The sequence below is a fragment of the Campylobacter jejuni genome (genome assembly GCF_001457695.1).
In the GTDB taxonomy this organism is placed as follows: Bacteria; Campylobacterota; Campylobacteria; order Campylobacterales; family Campylobacteraceae; genus Campylobacter_D; species Campylobacter_D jejuni.
Genome location: NZ_LN831025.1, coordinates 558,411 through 573,489 on the forward strand (window position 1 = coordinate 558,411; position 15,079 = coordinate 573,489).

The 15,079-nt window shown below is 29.4% G+C and carries 13 protein-coding genes; 9 read left to right on the forward strand and 4 right to left on the reverse strand.

The genetic code is table 11. The annotated features are described in order from the left end of the window. Nucleotides 1-2: 2 nt before the first annotated feature. The 4 genes from AT682_RS02945 to ctf are packed head-to-tail and all read right to left on the reverse strand — an operon-like array spanning nt 3 to nt 4,101. Nucleotides 3-1,181, reverse strand: coding sequence for an SGNH/GDSL hydrolase family protein (locus AT682_RS02945; RefSeq protein WP_004306771.1), 1,179 nt, complete (start codon nt 1,179-1,181; stop codon nt 3-5). Further along, complete coding sequence (locus tag AT682_RS02950) at nt 1,168-2,178, reverse strand: SGNH/GDSL hydrolase family protein (protein WP_004306774.1); 1,011 nt, start codon at nt 2,176-2,178, stop codon at nt 1,168-1,170. The genes AT682_RS02945 and AT682_RS02950 overlap by 14 nt, the downstream gene beginning before the upstream one ends. Then, nucleotides 2,179-3,555: an MBOAT family O-acyltransferase gene (locus tag AT682_RS02955; protein WP_004306777.1), complete on the reverse strand. Its 1,377-nt coding sequence runs from the start codon at nt 3,553-3,555 to the stop codon at nt 2,179-2,181. It lies immediately after the preceding gene. A gap of 42 nt (nt 3,556-3,597) precedes the next feature. Beyond that, complete coding sequence (gene ctf, locus AT682_RS02960) at nt 3,598-4,101, reverse strand: non-heme ferritin (protein ID WP_002852256.1); 504 nt, start codon at nt 4,099-4,101, stop codon at nt 3,598-3,600. 179 nt (nt 4,102-4,280) lie between these two features. On the opposite strand from ctf, the gene pstS reads away from it, so the two are divergent. The 9 genes from pstS (at nt 4,281) to hypF (ending at nt 15,071) form a co-directional block, all read left to right on the forward strand. Continuing rightward, on the forward strand, nt 4,281-5,276 hold the full coding sequence (gene pstS, locus AT682_RS02965; RefSeq protein ID WP_002825033.1) for a substrate-binding domain-containing protein: 996 nt from the start codon (nt 4,281-4,283) through the stop codon (nt 5,274-5,276). 9 nt (nt 5,277-5,285) lie between these two features. Next, a complete protein-coding gene (gene pstC, locus AT682_RS02970; RefSeq protein ID WP_004306782.1) occupies nt 5,286-6,200 on the forward strand; it encodes a phosphate ABC transporter permease subunit PstC in 915 nt (304 codons plus the stop codon). Further along, the gene (pstA, locus tag AT682_RS02975; protein ID WP_004306785.1) at nt 6,197-7,285 is read left to right on the forward strand and encodes a phosphate ABC transporter permease PstA; all 1,089 of its coding nucleotides are present in this window, start codon (nt 6,197-6,199) and stop codon (nt 7,283-7,285) included. The genes pstC and pstA overlap by 4 nt, the downstream gene beginning before the upstream one ends. Next, nucleotides 7,282-8,022: a phosphate ABC transporter ATP-binding protein PstB gene (gene pstB / locus AT682_RS02980; RefSeq protein WP_002776307.1), complete on the forward strand. Its 741-nt coding sequence runs from the start codon at nt 7,282-7,284 to the stop codon at nt 8,020-8,022. The genes pstA and pstB overlap by 4 nt, the downstream gene beginning before the upstream one ends. A gap of 61 nt (nt 8,023-8,083) precedes the next feature. Beyond that, nucleotides 8,084-9,310: a DUF2920 family protein gene (locus AT682_RS02985; RefSeq protein ID WP_016818281.1), complete on the forward strand. Its 1,227-nt coding sequence runs from the start codon at nt 8,084-8,086 to the stop codon at nt 9,308-9,310. Between the two features lie 89 nt (nt 9,311-9,399). After that, nucleotides 9,400-10,716 (forward strand): MATE family efflux transporter, encoded by a 1,317-nt coding sequence (locus tag AT682_RS02990; protein WP_002882542.1) that lies wholly within the window; start codon nt 9,400-9,402, stop codon nt 10,714-10,716. Next, nucleotides 10,692-11,339 (forward strand): M48 family metallopeptidase, encoded by a 648-nt coding sequence (locus AT682_RS02995; protein WP_002882543.1) that lies wholly within the window; start codon nt 10,692-10,694, stop codon nt 11,337-11,339. Before AT682_RS02990 ends, AT682_RS02995 begins: the two co-directional genes overlap by 25 nt. A gap of 41 nt (nt 11,340-11,380) precedes the next feature. After that, on the forward strand, nt 11,381-12,901 hold the full coding sequence (locus AT682_RS03000; RefSeq protein ID WP_002882544.1) for a hypothetical protein: 1,521 nt from the start codon (nt 11,381-11,383) through the stop codon (nt 12,899-12,901). Further along, nucleotides 12,882-15,071: a carbamoyltransferase HypF gene (hypF, locus tag AT682_RS03005; protein ID WP_002882545.1), complete on the forward strand. Its 2,190-nt coding sequence runs from the start codon at nt 12,882-12,884 to the stop codon at nt 15,069-15,071. Before AT682_RS03000 ends, hypF begins: the two co-directional genes overlap by 20 nt. The last annotated feature ends 8 nt before the right edge of the window (nt 15,072-15,079 follow it).

Sequence of the window (15,079 nt, forward strand, 5' to 3'; positions counted from 1 at the left end):
ATTTAATAATCGATAATATTTTTTAAATCCCCGAGTAACTTTTTAGCTATCAGCTCATAGCCTTTTATAGTAAGATGTACATCATTGAGCGAAAGCTTTTGTTCTATCCATTTGTTTTTTCCTCCACTATCTTGCATAAACTGATGCATATCAAAAATAAGAGTTTTTTCTTCTTTAGCAACTTCATATAATGCTTTGCGTATGGTAAAAAAATCAGGAGCAAGCTTGTAGTTTTTACCTTGTTTTTGAACTACAGTTGGTGGAGAGATTAGCATGATAACAGCGTTTTTATTGTAAGTTTTTAAAATGTTAATCCATTTTTTTAAATTATTTTTGAATTTTTGTTTTTCAAACCCTTTAAAGAGTGCATCATTAGAACCATAGGCAAGAATAATTAAATCATTGTGTAAAAGCCCTAGTTCTTTTTTTACAACTGTTTGATTCCAAGAGAGCCATAAATCACTTTTGGCACCATTGATTGCAATGGTATCTAAGAAAACATTATTATCTTTATTTGCGATGAAATATCCTCCTAGCTCAGCATCTTTTTGTAAGGCTGAAATTTGCAAAGGAAGATCAAGTTCTAGTTCTTTATAAGACCATTTATTAATTTGTGTAGTTCTTAACTCGTAGCTTTGGTTTTTTGCATCTTTGATGCTAAAAGCATTGGTATTTTGCTTGGCTTTAAATAAAAATCCTATTTTGAAATTTTTTTTATCTAAGGTTGTATCAAGGTTGATTTTTGCACCTTTGATTTTTGCTTTGGCTATTATCCCACCTAGTGGAAAATTATGTCCAGCATTAGCAGGATTTCTTGAGTTTAAAATTTCAAAGTTTTTATAAGAATAAACAAGATTAAGATTTTGTTGATATTTGGGCTGTAGAGGATAGGCAAAACCTATAGAGTTAGAGCGGATTAAATATCCTCTTATGACACGCGGAAAGAAATCAGCCGCCATATGAGAATCTCCATAAATTCTAATTCCTATGTTTTGATTTTTTTCTATTTTTTTTTCTAGATTTTTAAGATCTTTTTTTGATACATAACTTGTTAAAGCAGAGTGATTTTTGTTTTGATTGAGTATGGAATCTATTGTGTCATTTGTATTTAAATTTTGTGCATAAGAGCTAGTAAAAATAATAAAAAACAATAAGATAATTTTAAATTTATTTACTAGCATTTTCTTCCTTAAGTTTTATGTGTTCTAATAAAAGTTTAGACATTTCTCTTGTGCCATTTGGAGTAAAATGAACCCCATCATCTGTTCTTACTTTTATACTTCTATTGTTTTCATCTTTTATATAAGCTGAGTACTCATCATTGACACTAAAAAATAGCTTAGTGTTGATAAAAATTTCTTTATTTTTAAGAATTTCATCGCTGTAAATTTTATTGAGTACTTGTATTTTTTTGTTCAAATCTTCTTTTTTTACAGGAGGGATTTCAAACCAAAAAACTTTGGCTTTATGTTTTTTAGCGATTTTAATGATTTCATCTACACGACTTGTGTAAATATCTATCCAAGAAGGGGAGCCAAAACGATGGTAATTTCCTCCTTTTTTAATATCCCAAGGATCATTAGCACCAAGAAGAACAACAAGATATTTAATATTTGAGTTTTTAACAAAAGCTTCATTGGTTGCTTTTGACCAATCAAAATAGGATTTATAAGAAAGGCCTGTATTTTGTTTACTAAGATCGGTTACCTTAAGATTTAAATTTCTTAAATCTCTATTTAAGGCTATTGCAACACCTTGCATTAAAGAATCTCCGATAAATAAAAACTCATCTCCATTTTGTAGCTCTAATTTGGTATTGTCGATAAAACTAATATTTGCATCTTGGATTAAGGTTAGATTTGTTTCTTTATGAGAAGTGTTTTCATCATTTTCTAAAGTGTTTAGAATTTTATCTATTTTACTTAAGTTTTCATCTGTTGATTTACTTTCTTGATTTGTAGTTTCTTCATTGGTTTGAGGCAAGGGTTCGTTGCTTAAAATTGCACGAATTTGTTCTAATTTAATTTTGAAGTCATTGGCTTCTTTTAAAAGATCATTATGAGGATAGAATGCAAAATGATATTTTTGTTCTATATAAGAGCTAATACTCTGATTCATAACTACAACAACCAAGCCAAGCACTATAATCAAAATGAAGAAAAATCTAACTACACTCATCTAAAAACTCGAATAAATAAAATCAGGAATTCCATCTGGCATAAAAGCAAAAACCAAAAGTAAAATAAAAGCTATGATAAAAGGTTTTAGTAAAAATGGAGTAAGATTTAAAATCTTAATGCAATATTCTTTAAAATTAATAAATAAAGGATAGATCATAAAAAGAACCCCAAAAGCAACCAACATATAAATATCGTTATAAGATGGAATTTGGAAGAAATTATAATAACAAGCTTTAAAATATTCTATTGCATCTTCTAGATTTTTGCTATAATAAAAGAAAATCCAAGTAAAACATACAAATTGAAAGGTTAAAAATCTTCCTAAAGCTGGAATTTTTTGTAAACTAAATTTGCTTAAAGCTAGCAAATGTATAAAAACTATGCCAATGCCATGCAATAAACCCCAAACAATAAAAGCAAGTGTATTGCCATGCCACATACCTGAAAGTATAAAAGCGATGAGTATGTTAACTATAGTGCGTGGCATTCCTTTTCTATTGCCCCCTAAAGGTATGTAGATATAATCTCTTATAAAAGTTGAAAGACTGATATGCCATCTAGCCCAAAAATCTTTTAGGTTTTTTGCAAGATAAGGCATGTTAAAGTTAGGCGGAAGGGTAAAACCTAGCATTAAAGCAAAAGCACAAACTAAGTCAACATATCCGCTAAAATCGCAGTATATTTGAATCGCATAGGCGTAAATTGCGCTTAAAAGTTGTATGAAATTATAAGATTGTGGAAAGTCTAAAATACTTTTAGCATAAATTCCAAGGTAATTGGCTATTAAAACTTTTTTAACTATACCAAAAACAAGTAAGATGATGATTAAATTTGCATGTTTAAATTCGCGTTTTTGATAAGCTTGTTTAAAGAAAAAAGAACTTCGCATAATGGGCCCTGAAAGTAGTGTTGGAAAAAATGATAAGAAGGTTGCTAAATTTAAAAAACTTTCTAAACGGCGTTTTTGATAAACTTCTACAAGATAAGTAATAGAAGTAAAGGTATAAAAACTAATTCCTATTGGTAATACTAAATCAATATTTAAAAATTCTAAACCGAAAAAATTTAATATCTCATCTACACTTCCTTTGATGCTAGGAAAGTATTTAAAAAAACATAAATTTAAAATAATAAAAGCCATACAAGTAGCGAAAATATAACGCTTGCGACGCACAAAAATTAGCAAGGCAAAATAGTGTATAAAAAAGGTATATATAAATAAAACCAAGGCGAAATAAGGATTGATTAAAATATAAATAATATAAGAGAAAATTAAAATTAAAATATTTTGTATTTTGTAATCATTTTTAAAAGTCCAATAAATAGCAAAAAAAGCTATCATTAAAATACTAAATTCTAGAGAAAAATAAGTCATACCTTCAATCCAAAGCGAGATTTGCCCATAGTAGGGCAAAGATTATTTTTTTCTGCTTAATGCAATATTTTTGATGTATTGATCAGCTAAATAAAGTCCATTTCCGTGTTCTCCGATTAACTTAATCTTGTCAACTATACCGCGGAAAAGTGCTTCTTCTTCGTGTTGTTCGCTTACATACCATTGTAAGAAATTAAAAGTAGAATAATCTTTATGTGTTAGCATGTGTTCAACTAAAGTATTGATTGATTTTGTGATAAATTGCTCATGTTCATAGGTTTTTTCAAAAACATCAAGTAAAGATTTGAAATTTTGTTCAGGCTGTTTTACTTCTTGAAGCTCTACATGAGAATCTGTCTCATTAAGATAAGTGATAAGCTTTTTAGCATGATCACTTTCTTCGCTTGCATGTGCAAACAAGAAGGCTCCAGCTCCATCAAGACTGTTTTCATAGCACCAAGAACTCATACTAAGATATAAGTTTGCTGCATACATTTCTTTGTTTATTTGTTCATTGAGTAATTTTACAACTTCTTTAGAAAGCATTCTTATCTCCTTATTAAAATTTAAAATGTTTTATAATGATATATTATTTTTTTAAAAACAAGCTAAATTTTTTGATAGTTAAAAATTATATTTAAGAAAAATACAAAATAAAAAATGTTTCCAAAATGTTTCCAAGTTTTTTTAAACTTCCATTACTTTTTTAAAGTTAAGGAGAAAAAATGAAAAAAATTCTATCTTTAAGTGTGGCAAGTCTTGCACTTTGTGGTGCTTTAAATGCAGCAGATTTAAAAATCGCAGGTTCATCGACTGTGTATCCTTTTACTTCTTTTGTAGCTGAAGAATATGCTTCGATTAAAAATACAAAAACTCCTATAGTAGAGAGCTTGGGAACAGGGGGTGGATTTAAGGTATTTTGTGAAGGAACTACTGATATTTCTAATGCTTCAAGACCTATGAAATTAAGCGAATTTGAAACTTGCAAAAAAGCAGGGGTAACTGATATAGTAGGGATTATGATAGGTTATGATGGTATAGTTTTAGCTCAAAATAAAACCAATGCTCCATTAAATATCACAAAAAAAGAACTTTTCTTAGCATTAGCAAAAGAAATTCCACAAAATGGAAAACTTATACCAAATCCTTATACAAACTGGAATCAAATCAATAAAAATTTACCAAATCGTAAAATTAGTGTTTATGGTCCACCATCAAGTTCAGGAACAAGAGATACTATAGAAGAGCTTGTAATGAGTGATGTGTCTAAAAAAATTCCTGAGTATAAAGGCGAGTATAAAACCATACGCCAAGATGGTGCTTATATCCCAAGTGGCGAAAATGACAATCTAATCGTTTCAAAACTTACTATTGATAAAGATGCTTTTGGAATTTTTGGTTATAGCTTTTTGGTGAGCAATTCAGACAAAATCAATGCTGCTAATATCGATGGTGTTACGCCAAGCGAAGAAAGCATCGCAGATGAAAAATACGAACTTGCAAGAAGTTTGTTTATTTATATCAATGCTAAGAAAAATCCAAAAGAAGCCTTTGAATTTGCAAAAATTTATATGAGTGATGATTTGGCAAAAAGTGGTGGAGAGCTTGAAAAAATAGGACTTGTTCCTTTAAGTGATGATAAATTAAAAGCTTCTCAAAAACATGTAGAAGATAGAAAAATTTTAAATGATGAGCTTGTAAAAGCTGGAAAAGTTTTTTAAGGAAAAACTTTGCTAAAAGAAAAAATAATCAAATTTGCACTTTTTTTATGTGCTTTTGTAAGCGTGATAGTAAGCTTTGCTATCATGCTTACAATTTTAATTGAAGCTTTAAAATTCTTTCAAAAAGAAAGTGTTGTTACCTTTTTATTCTCAAGTCAGTGGGCAGCTGATGCAGCTTTTATGAATGCAGATGGCGCGAGCAAACAAGGTGTTTTTGGAGCACTATCGCTTTTTTGGGGAACTTTTTATATTTCATTGATTGCTATGCTAACGGCTTTACCTTTAGGGGTTATGTGTGCTATATATTTAGGTGTTTTTGCTGGCAAAAAATCTAAAAATTACTTAAAACCTATTTTAGAAATCATTGCAGGGATTCCTACTGTTGTTTTTGGATTTTTTGCGGCTATAGTTGTAGCGCCTTTTATAGTGTGGTTTTTTTCTTTATTTGGCATACAAGCAAGTTTTCAAAGTGCTTTAGGCGCAGGTTTTATCATGGGGATCATGATAGTACCTATAGTGGCTTCTTTATCTCAAGATTGCATTGAAGCAGTAAGCGAGAAAAGGATTAATGGCGCTTATGCTTTAGGTATGACAAAAAAAGAAGTGGTTTTTGCTGTGATTTTACCTGAGGCTATTCCTGGTATAGTTGCAGCTTGTCTTTTAGGACTTTCAAGAGCCTTAGGCGAAACTATGATAGTGGTGATGGCAGCTTCTTTGCGTCCAAATTTAACTTTAAATTTTTTAGAAGATATGACAACGGTAACGGTAAAAATCGTAGAAGCTTTAAGTGGAGATCAAGCTTTTGATAGTTCTTTGGCTTTAAGTGCTTTTTCTTTAGGTTTGGTGCTTTTTGTCATCACTTTAATCATCAATATGTTTAGCGTTTATCTTATCAATCGCTTTCACAAAAGGAAAAATTTATGAAAAAACTTTTTAAAAAAAGACAAAAAGCTTCAAAGTCTTTTAAAAGACTTTGTAAAATGGGGCTTTATATTAATTTAATTTTTCTTTGTATCTTTTTAGGAAGTGTGGCTTATCTTGGATTTCCTGCTTTTAAGCAAACCTATATTTTTGTAGAGGCTAATAGAAATTCTCCTTCTTATGATCTTTTATCTCGCGCAGAACAAAGAAAAATAAGAACAGGACAAATCGCTGAAAAATCTTGGCTTTTGGTAAATTCAGAAGTAGATCAATATATGAAGCAAAAATATAATCGCCTTAGTGAAAAACAAAGAACTTTAGTCGATGATCTTGTGCAAAAAGGCGAGATAGAGCTTAAATTTAATAGCAATTTCTTTTTAAATGGGGACTCAAAATCTCCTGAAAATTCAGGAATTTTATCTTCAGTTATAGGGACTTTGCTTGTTATGCTTGTTTGTATGGTTGTGAGTGTTCCTATAGGCGTTGCAGCGGCAATTTACTTAGAAGAATTTGCACCACAAAATATCCTTACACATTTTATAGAAGTGTGTATTAACAACCTTGCAAGTATTCCTAGTATCTTGTTTGGACTTTTAGGACTTGGAGTGTTTATCAATCTTTTTGGAATGCCTCGTTCAAGTGCTTTAGTGGGTGGGCTTACTTTGGCGATCATGAGTTTGCCTATTATCATTGTTTCAACCAAAGCGGCCTTAAAAAGTGTGGATATCAATATGAAAAATGCTGCTTATGCCTTAGGTATGACAAAGGTTCAAATGGTAAAAGGTATTATGTTACCTTTGGCTATGCCTATGATTTTAACAGGTTCTATTTTGACTTTAGCAGGGGCTATAGGCGAGACTGCGCCTTTGATGATTATCGGTATGATAGCCTTTATCCCTGATGTAGCAAGTTCGATTTTTGATCCAACTAGCGTTTTACCTGCTCAAATTTACTCATGGTCGGCTATGCCAGAGCGTGCATTTTTAGAAAGAACCGCAGCGGGTATTATTGTGCTTTTAGGACTTTTAGTCGTGTTAAATCTTAGTGCGATATTATTAAGAAAATATTTTCAAGGAAAATTAAAGTGATAGCAAAAACAACAAATTTAAATTTATTTTATGGAAAAAAACAAGCTTTGTTTGATATCAATATGCAAATAGAACAAAACAAAATTACTGCACTCATCGGTGCTTCTGGATGTGGTAAATCCACTTTTTTGCGTTGTTTTAACAGAATGAATGATAAAATCGCAAAAATCGATGGTTTAGTGGAAATTGAAGGAAAAGATGTTAAAAATCAAGATGTAGTAGCTTTGCGTAAAAATGTAGGCATGGTTTTTCAACAACCTAATGTTTTCGTAAAAAGCATTTATGAAAATATCTCTTATGCACCAAAACTTCATGGTATGATTAAAAACAAAGATGAAGAAGAAGCTTTAGTGGTGGATTGTTTACAAAAAGTAGGGCTTTTTGAAGAGGTTAAAGATAAATTAAAGCAAAATGCCCTAGCTCTTTCAGGCGGACAACAACAACGCCTTTGTATCGCAAGAGCTTTAGCAATAAAACCTAAGCTCTTGCTTTTAGATGAGCCAACTTCCGCGCTTGATCCTATTAGCTCAGGTGTTATAGAAGAGCTTTTAAAAGAATTAAGCCATAATCTTTCTATGATCATGGTTACGCATAATATGCAACAAGGCAAACGCGTAGCTGATTATACAGCATTTTTTCATCTAGGCGAGCTTATAGAATTTGGTGAAAGTAAAGAATTTTTTGAAAATCCAAAACAAGAAAAAACCAAGGCTTACTTAAGCGGTGCTTTCGGGTGAGATTTATTTTTTGGAAATTTGATGATATAATTAATTAAAAATTTCCAAAAAAAGGTTTAATATGATTATAAACCAAATTTATTCTATAGATTCTTGTGATGATGTAGAATTAAATATCAAAAGGGAAAGTAAATTAGAATTTAGATTAACTTATGATGATAGTAAAGAAATAGAAGCTATAATCTGCATTATTCCAGGCGGTGCTGAAGATATGAATAGTTATATTTATATTGATGATTATTTGACTAGAAATTATAAAGTCGCTGTTATTAATATTAACTATCATTGCATAGGAAATAGACCTCATTTGGGTTCCAGTTTTTATTTGGATGATATAGATAAATTCATTTTAGATACTAGTTTAAAGGCTATAAATTTAAAATGTATAAATGTTTATGATATAAATTCTTATGAAAATCTAAATAATGCTTTTATAAGAATAGATCAAGAAATTCAAAAATTAAAATTAAATCAACAATTACATCAAAACTATAAGTTAAAAACACATGTAAGTTTTTTACCATTTAAAAATGAATATCAAAATTTTGGTATAATGCAAGCTATGGATATTTTAAATGCTATTTTTTATATAAAAGAAAATTCTCCATTTAAACTAATGGGGGGGGGTATTAGAACGATTTTGTTTGGAAATTCATATGGCGGATATTTAGCAAATTTATGTGCAAAAATAGCTCCTTGGAGTATTGATTTTATATTAGATAATTCTTCTTTTGTTAATTTGTTTGGAAATATTTTTAGACTTATAGGTTTTGGAAAAGAAATCGATTTTACTAGATATCATGGAACATATGATGATACTTTATTTAAAAATATATTTTTATATTTAAGTGATAAAACTTATTGGAATAATAATAAATTTTCAAAAAATTATTTTTCAAATGCTAGAAAAATCATAAGAGAACCATTAAACAAAGAACATCTAATAATACAAAGCTTATACCCAAATCCAAAATATATTTTATATCATAGTATTTTTGATGAAAGATCTCCTTTTAAAAATAAGGAAAATTTTGTACATATTTTAAAAGAATTAAATTTTAAAGTAGAATTTTTTGCTATTTCACAAGTTGATAATAAGTTTATTAAAAATTTAAATCATGGAATGGGATTGAGCACAAAATTATTTTTTAAAAAACATTTATTGCAAATATTAAAAGAACCTTTGCAAGATAAAATTTGCAAGAAGGAAGTCTCATATAAATGTGATGAGCTAGTGTATACTTTCAAAGAAGAAAATCATCAAATTATTTTAAATATAACAAATTGAGTATATTAAATATTTATATTTAAAAAAGTAATTTTTAAGTAGAATTGTTTTTTAAAAGAAATATTTAAAAAAAGAGATAAGATAATATCATGGCAAAAAAACAACTCTCCTTAACAAGACTTAGTTTTCCTATATTTTGGGATTTGCTTTCTAAGTATTTAACCGTGATTATCAATACTGCTATGGTGTCGCATTATTCTAATTTTCTTGTGGGTGCTATGGGAGCTGGAAATCAAATTTTAGATCTTTTTATCACTATTTTTTCATTTTTAAGCGTGGGTTGTAGCGTGGTGATCGCACAAGCAATCGGTGCAAAAGATCATGTTTTAGCAAGAAAAGTGATCCATCAAAGTTTGTTTTTAAATGCACTTTTAGGCTTTGTATGCGGTGTGCTTATTTTATGGCACGGGGAGTATTTGCTTTATCTTTTAAAAATCCCACAAGAATTGCTCAAAGATAGCGAAATTTACTTACATATGCTTGCAATTTGTTTGTTTTTTGATGCCATAGGTATTGTTTTAGCGGCTATTGTAAGGGTTTATAATATGGCTTATTGGGTCATGCTTATAGGCTTTTTGATGGATATAGTGGTGATTTGTGGAAATTATTATGTTTTGCATCATACAAAATCAGAACTTTTTGGAGTAGGGCTTAGCAATATTTTTGCTCGTATTGTTGCTATAGTGGCTTTACTTGTGATACTTTTTTATAAACTTAAAATTCATCTTAAAATCAAAGAAATGATAAAACTTGAAAAAGAGGTATTAAAAAAGGTTTTAAATATAGGTGGATTTTCAGCAGGGGAAAATCTTTTGTGGATAGTCCAATACACTATAGCTTTTGCTTTTGTAGCAAGTTTAGGCGAGGCGAGTTTGAGTGTGCAAACGATTTATTTTCAAATTTCAATGCTTATCATGCTTATAGGACAAGCTACGAGCATAGCTAATGAAATCATAGTAGGTAAATTAGTCGGTGCTAGATATGAAAATATAGCCTATAAACACGCTTGGCGTGCTTTATATTTTAGTGTAATAGCGAGTGCTTTAGTGGCACTTTTGAACTATCTTTGTCAAGATTTTACTATGCAAATTTTAGGGCTTAAAGAAGAGTTAAAAAATTTAATGATACCTTTATTTGCTCTTTCAATCTTTCTTGAAATTTCACGAACTTTTAATATAGTTATGGTAAATTCCTTGCGCGCAAGTGGCGATGCTAAGTTTCCATTTTTTAGCGGACTTGTTTTTGTGATGGGGGTATCTTTACCTGTGGGTTATGTGCTTTGTTTTCATTTTAATCTTGGAATTTTAGGGGTTTGGATAGGATTTTGTGCGGATGAATTTTTGCGTGGAATGGTAAATTCATACAGATGGAAAAGTAAAAAATGGCAAGGCAAAGCTCTAGTTTAAAATCATTTATTTATAAAGATGAGTGCTATTTTTATTCTAAAAAACGCATAAAAACTTTAAGATTAAGGCTCAATGAAAGGGGTGAATTTGTTCTTAGCATTCCTTATTTTTGCACCTTTAAAAGTGTTTATGAGTTTTTAGATAAATCAAGTTCTTGGATGAATGAGGCAAAAAAAAGATTTGAAAAAAAAGCCTTAAAGGATGATGAGTTAATTTTTTTAGCTAAAAAATATAAAATTATTTTTGATGAAAATGTCAAAAAAGCTTATTTTGATAAAGATAAAATAATTTGTCAAAATAAAGCAAAATTAGATTTATTTTTAAGACAAAATGCTAAAAAGATTTTTACTTTTTATCTTAAAAAATGGAGTAAAAAAACAGGTTTATTTTACACGCATTTAAGCATTAAAAATATGAAAACGCGTTGGGGTTCATGTAATCACAATAAAGCTTATGTTAATTTAAATTTAAAACTCATTCAAAAGAGTTTAAATGCTATTGAATATGTGGTTTTGCATGAAATATGCCACTTAAAATTCCCCAATCACAGCAAAGAATTTTACGATTTTATTGAGTATTTTATGAGTGATTTTAGGCAAAGAGAGAAAGAATTTTTAAGTTAAAAATGTTATATTTATAGTTTATTTTTCAAAAAAGGCATAATATGACTTTGGATTTTGATTTTATTTATAATGCGGATAATGATATTTTTGAATATTTATTGCGTTTTTATGCGAAAAATTACAATTATATCCTTAGTAAAGAAGAAAATACTTATCATTTTTCTATCGATGCAGATGAAGAAAATTTAAAGACTTTTTGCGATTCTTTGAATTTCATGAGTCATAGCGTTTTTTTGAAAAAATTTGATGTAAAAGCGGGGCATGGTTTTAGCCCTTGTATACCAGAAGATAAAGAATTTTCGAAATTTTCTTATATTACGCATTTAAATTCTAATGCTTATCAAGAAAAAAAACTTTTAAACAAAAATGAATGGGGTGTGTTTTGTGAGTGTGAATTTTCAAGCAATTTATCAGAATTTGAAAAAATCAATGAAGAAAATTTCAATACTTTTTTAAAACTTGCCTTTGATTTGTTAAGTCAAGAAAAAAAGATTTATTTAAAAGATAAAAATGGCATTTATGAATTTTCTTTGTTTAAGAACGAATTTATAGGAGATTTTTTACTTCCTTGTGATATTAAGGCTATAAATTCAGTTTTTGTTTGTTCAAATGAAAATTTAAAACTTCTTGCAAGTTTGGAAAAACCTTTGATGAAGCTAAGGCTTAATGCTATGTTTAGAAAAAATCACAATCTTGATTTTAATGATTTTAAAATCAGACTTGCTAGGGATTTGTTTTGTTTTGCTTTAGGTTTGAAACTTTTTGAAAATGAATATAAATTTTTAAGTGTAAAAAAGATAGAAGAATATCAAAAAGATTTTTATATCAGTGCTTTAGATGAGCAAGTGGTGGTTTTAGAGGGTTTTGAATTTATCAATGCTAAGGCAAGAGAGCTTATTTTTTCTAAAGAAGATAAAAATATGGCAAGAATTTCTTATCTTATAAGCCGTTATAAAGAAAAGGTTTTTATTTTAGAGCTTAGCAAGGATTATGAAGATATTTTACTTATCAACAAAGAGCTTAATTTACTTAAACTTTGCTTACCAAAACACAGCAAAGAACTTTATGAAGAGATTAAAAAAGATGAAATTGGAGCAAGGCTTTTAGAAAATTTTAGCAAGGAATTTCCTCTTTTAGATGAAAGTTTTGAACTTCAAAATAATTTTTATTCCTTGCTTGGCTTAGTAGGCAGAGTGCTAAATTTAGGTAAAAATTTACAAGAGAGTGCTAGCGAGCTTTTAAAAATCGCTGATGAGTCAAAAATGCCTCGTGGAGTAAAGATTGATTATCGTTTGAAAGAAGATAAAAGTTTTGATTATACAAGAACTTTAAGATCTACTATGAGTTTTATGTTAGCAGGTGTAGATAGTGCTAATATCGCTTATGGAGCGGTTGAGAGTTTGGCTTATTTCTTGCGTGATACTTATGATGAATTAAGAGAGAAAAAGCAAAGTGACTTAGCGCTTATAAGTGGCTCTTTGTTTGAACATAAATCTTTACTTAAAAATACTTTAAAACATCTTAAAAATTGTCAGTTAAGCGATGTGCCACTTAGGATATAAGATCAAAATTTCAGGTCTAGTTCAAGGGGTGGGTTTTCGCCCCTTAGTTTATGAACTAGCTTTGAAATCAAAGCTTTTTGGAGAGGTAAGAAATGATGGTTTTGGGGTAGAAATTATTCTTGCTTGCACTCAAAAAGAATGTCAAAATTTCATAGAAAATTTAAAAAATCATCTCCCGCCTTTAGCAAGAATAGATCAGCTTATAATCACGCAAATTTCTATTTCAAACTATGAAAATTTTAGCATCACTCCTTCTTTAGAGAATGCAAAAAGCACGCCTATGTTAAGTGATTTTGCACTTTGTAAGGAGTGTAAAAAAGAATTTTTTGATGAAAAAAATCCACGCTTTTTGTATCCCTTTATCACTTGCACACATTGTGGGCCACGCTTTAGTATTATAAAAAGTCTTCCTTATGATAGAACCCATACTTCCATGCAAGAATTATTGATGTGTGAGTTTTGTAAAAGCGAATACGAAGATCCTAAAAATAGGCGTTTTCATGCCCAGCCCATCAGTTGTCCTAAGTGTAAAATCAATGTTTTTCTTAAAAATCCAAAGGGTGAAATTTTAGCCAAAGATCAAGAAGCTTTTATACAAAGTGCGAAGTTTTTAAAGGAAGGTAAAATTTTAGCCATTAAAGGCATGGGCGGTTTTCATCTCATGTGTGATGCGTTTAATGAAGAAGCTTTAAAAACTCTAAGACTTAGAAAAAATCGCCCCAAAAAACCCTTTGCTTTGATGTGTAAAGATTTACAAAGTGCTAAAGAACTTGCCTTTATAGATGAAAAAGAAGAAGCTTTACTTGGTGGGGTTTTGGCTCCTATTGTGATTTTAAAGGCAAAAAAAGCCTTTTCTTTAATCGCTCCTGATGTAGATAAAATCGGCATTATGCTAGCTTATACGCCTTTACATCTTTTGCTTTTTGAGTATTTTAAAGGAAGCCTTGTAGCAACAAGTGCGAATTTAAGCGGAGAAAGTATCATTAAAGATGAGTTTAATTTGCGTCAAAAACTTGATAAAGTTTTTGATTTTTATTTGGATTATGATAGGGAAATTATCAATGCAAGTGATGATAGCATCGCTCAAGTGGTAAATGGCAAAACTATGTTTTTGCGTACTTCAAGGGGTTTAAATCCCTTTTATTTGGAAAGAAATTTTAATAAAAAAGGCACTTTTTTAGCTTTGGGTGCGGAACTTAAAAATGAATTTGTGATTTTTTATGAAAATAAACTTTTAATTTCTCCTTATATAGGGGATTTGAAAAGTCTTGATGTGCATGAGAGATTTTTTAAACTTTTAGAATTTTTTAAACAAAATTATGATTTGAAATTTGATGCGATTTTGTGCGATAAACACCCGCATTTTAGCTATGCAAAAGAATTTGAAGAAAGGATTAAAATTTCTCATCATTATGCGCATTTTTGTGCGGCTTATTTTGAATACGAAGAAAATTTTGCAAAAGATGAAAAGGCTTTAGCTTTTATTTGTGATGGAACAGGTTATGGCGAAGATGGCAAAATTTGGGGTGGAGAAGTTTTTGTAGGAAATTTAAAAGAATATGAAAGAATTGCACATTTTGAAAATTTCACTCTTATAAATAGTGATATTAAAAATATACAAAATTTGGCTCTAAGTCTTATTTTTCATTATGATTTAGAAGATAAGGCTAAGGAGTTTTTAGCAAAAATTCCAAAAATCAAACTTGAAAATCTTAAAAAAATTTATTCTCAATCTAACTTACAAACAAGCTCTTTAGGACGCATTATCGATGCTTTTGGAAGTATTGTTTTTAACTTAGAAAAAAGTTCTTATGAAGCCCAAGTTGGCTTAATGTGTGAAGCTTTTTATGATAAAAATCTTGATTTTTCTTATAAGCTTTTTATAGAAAAAGGGCAGGCTAATTTTAAAAATTTAATCCTAGGGGCTTTACAAGATGAAAAAACTAAGGCAATTACAGGTATGTTTAATGCCTTAGCAAATTTTATCATAGATTTTAGCAAAGATTATGATTTAAAAGTGCTTTTAAGTGGAGGAGTTTTTCAAAACAAAACCTTGCTTGAAATTTTAAAAGCTAAAAATTTTGATTTTTTTGTACCTTTAAAATATCCTTGCAATGATAGCTCCATAGCCTTAGGACAAATGGTACATTTTTTAAATTTAGAAAAATAAAGCAAATA

Excerpts from the sequence above, each read along its gene's own strand:
- hypF (WP_002882545.1), top strand. The coding sequence starts at position 12,882 with ATGTGCCACTTAGGATATAAGATCAAAATTTCAGGTCTAGTTCAAGGG.
- AT682_RS03000 (WP_002882544.1), top strand. The coding sequence starts at position 11,381 with ATGACTTTGGATTTTGATTTTATTTATAATGCGGATAATGATATTTTT.
- AT682_RS02955 (WP_004306777.1), bottom strand. The coding sequence starts at position 3,555 with ATGACTTATTTTTCTCTAGAATTTAGTATTTTAATGATAGCTTTTTTT.
- AT682_RS02950 (WP_004306774.1), bottom strand. The coding sequence starts at position 2,178 with ATGAGTGTAGTTAGATTTTTCTTCATTTTGATTATAGTGCTTGGCTTG.
- ctf (WP_002852256.1), bottom strand. The coding sequence starts at position 4,101 with ATGCTTTCTAAAGAAGTTGTAAAATTACTCAATGAACAAATAAACAAA.
- AT682_RS02995 (WP_002882543.1), top strand. The coding sequence starts at position 10,692 with ATGGCAAGGCAAAGCTCTAGTTTAAAATCATTTATTTATAAAGATGAG.
- AT682_RS02990 (WP_002882542.1), top strand. The coding sequence starts at position 9,400 with ATGGCAAAAAAACAACTCTCCTTAACAAGACTTAGTTTTCCTATATTT.
- pstS (WP_002825033.1), top strand. The coding sequence starts at position 4,281 with ATGAAAAAAATTCTATCTTTAAGTGTGGCAAGTCTTGCACTTTGTGGT.
- AT682_RS02945 (WP_004306771.1), bottom strand. The coding sequence starts at position 1,181 with ATGCTAGTAAATAAATTTAAAATTATCTTATTGTTTTTTATTATTTTT.
- pstA (WP_004306785.1), top strand. The coding sequence starts at position 6,197 with ATGAAAAAACTTTTTAAAAAAAGACAAAAAGCTTCAAAGTCTTTTAAA.
- AT682_RS02985 (WP_016818281.1), top strand. The coding sequence starts at position 8,084 with ATGATTATAAACCAAATTTATTCTATAGATTCTTGTGATGATGTAGAA.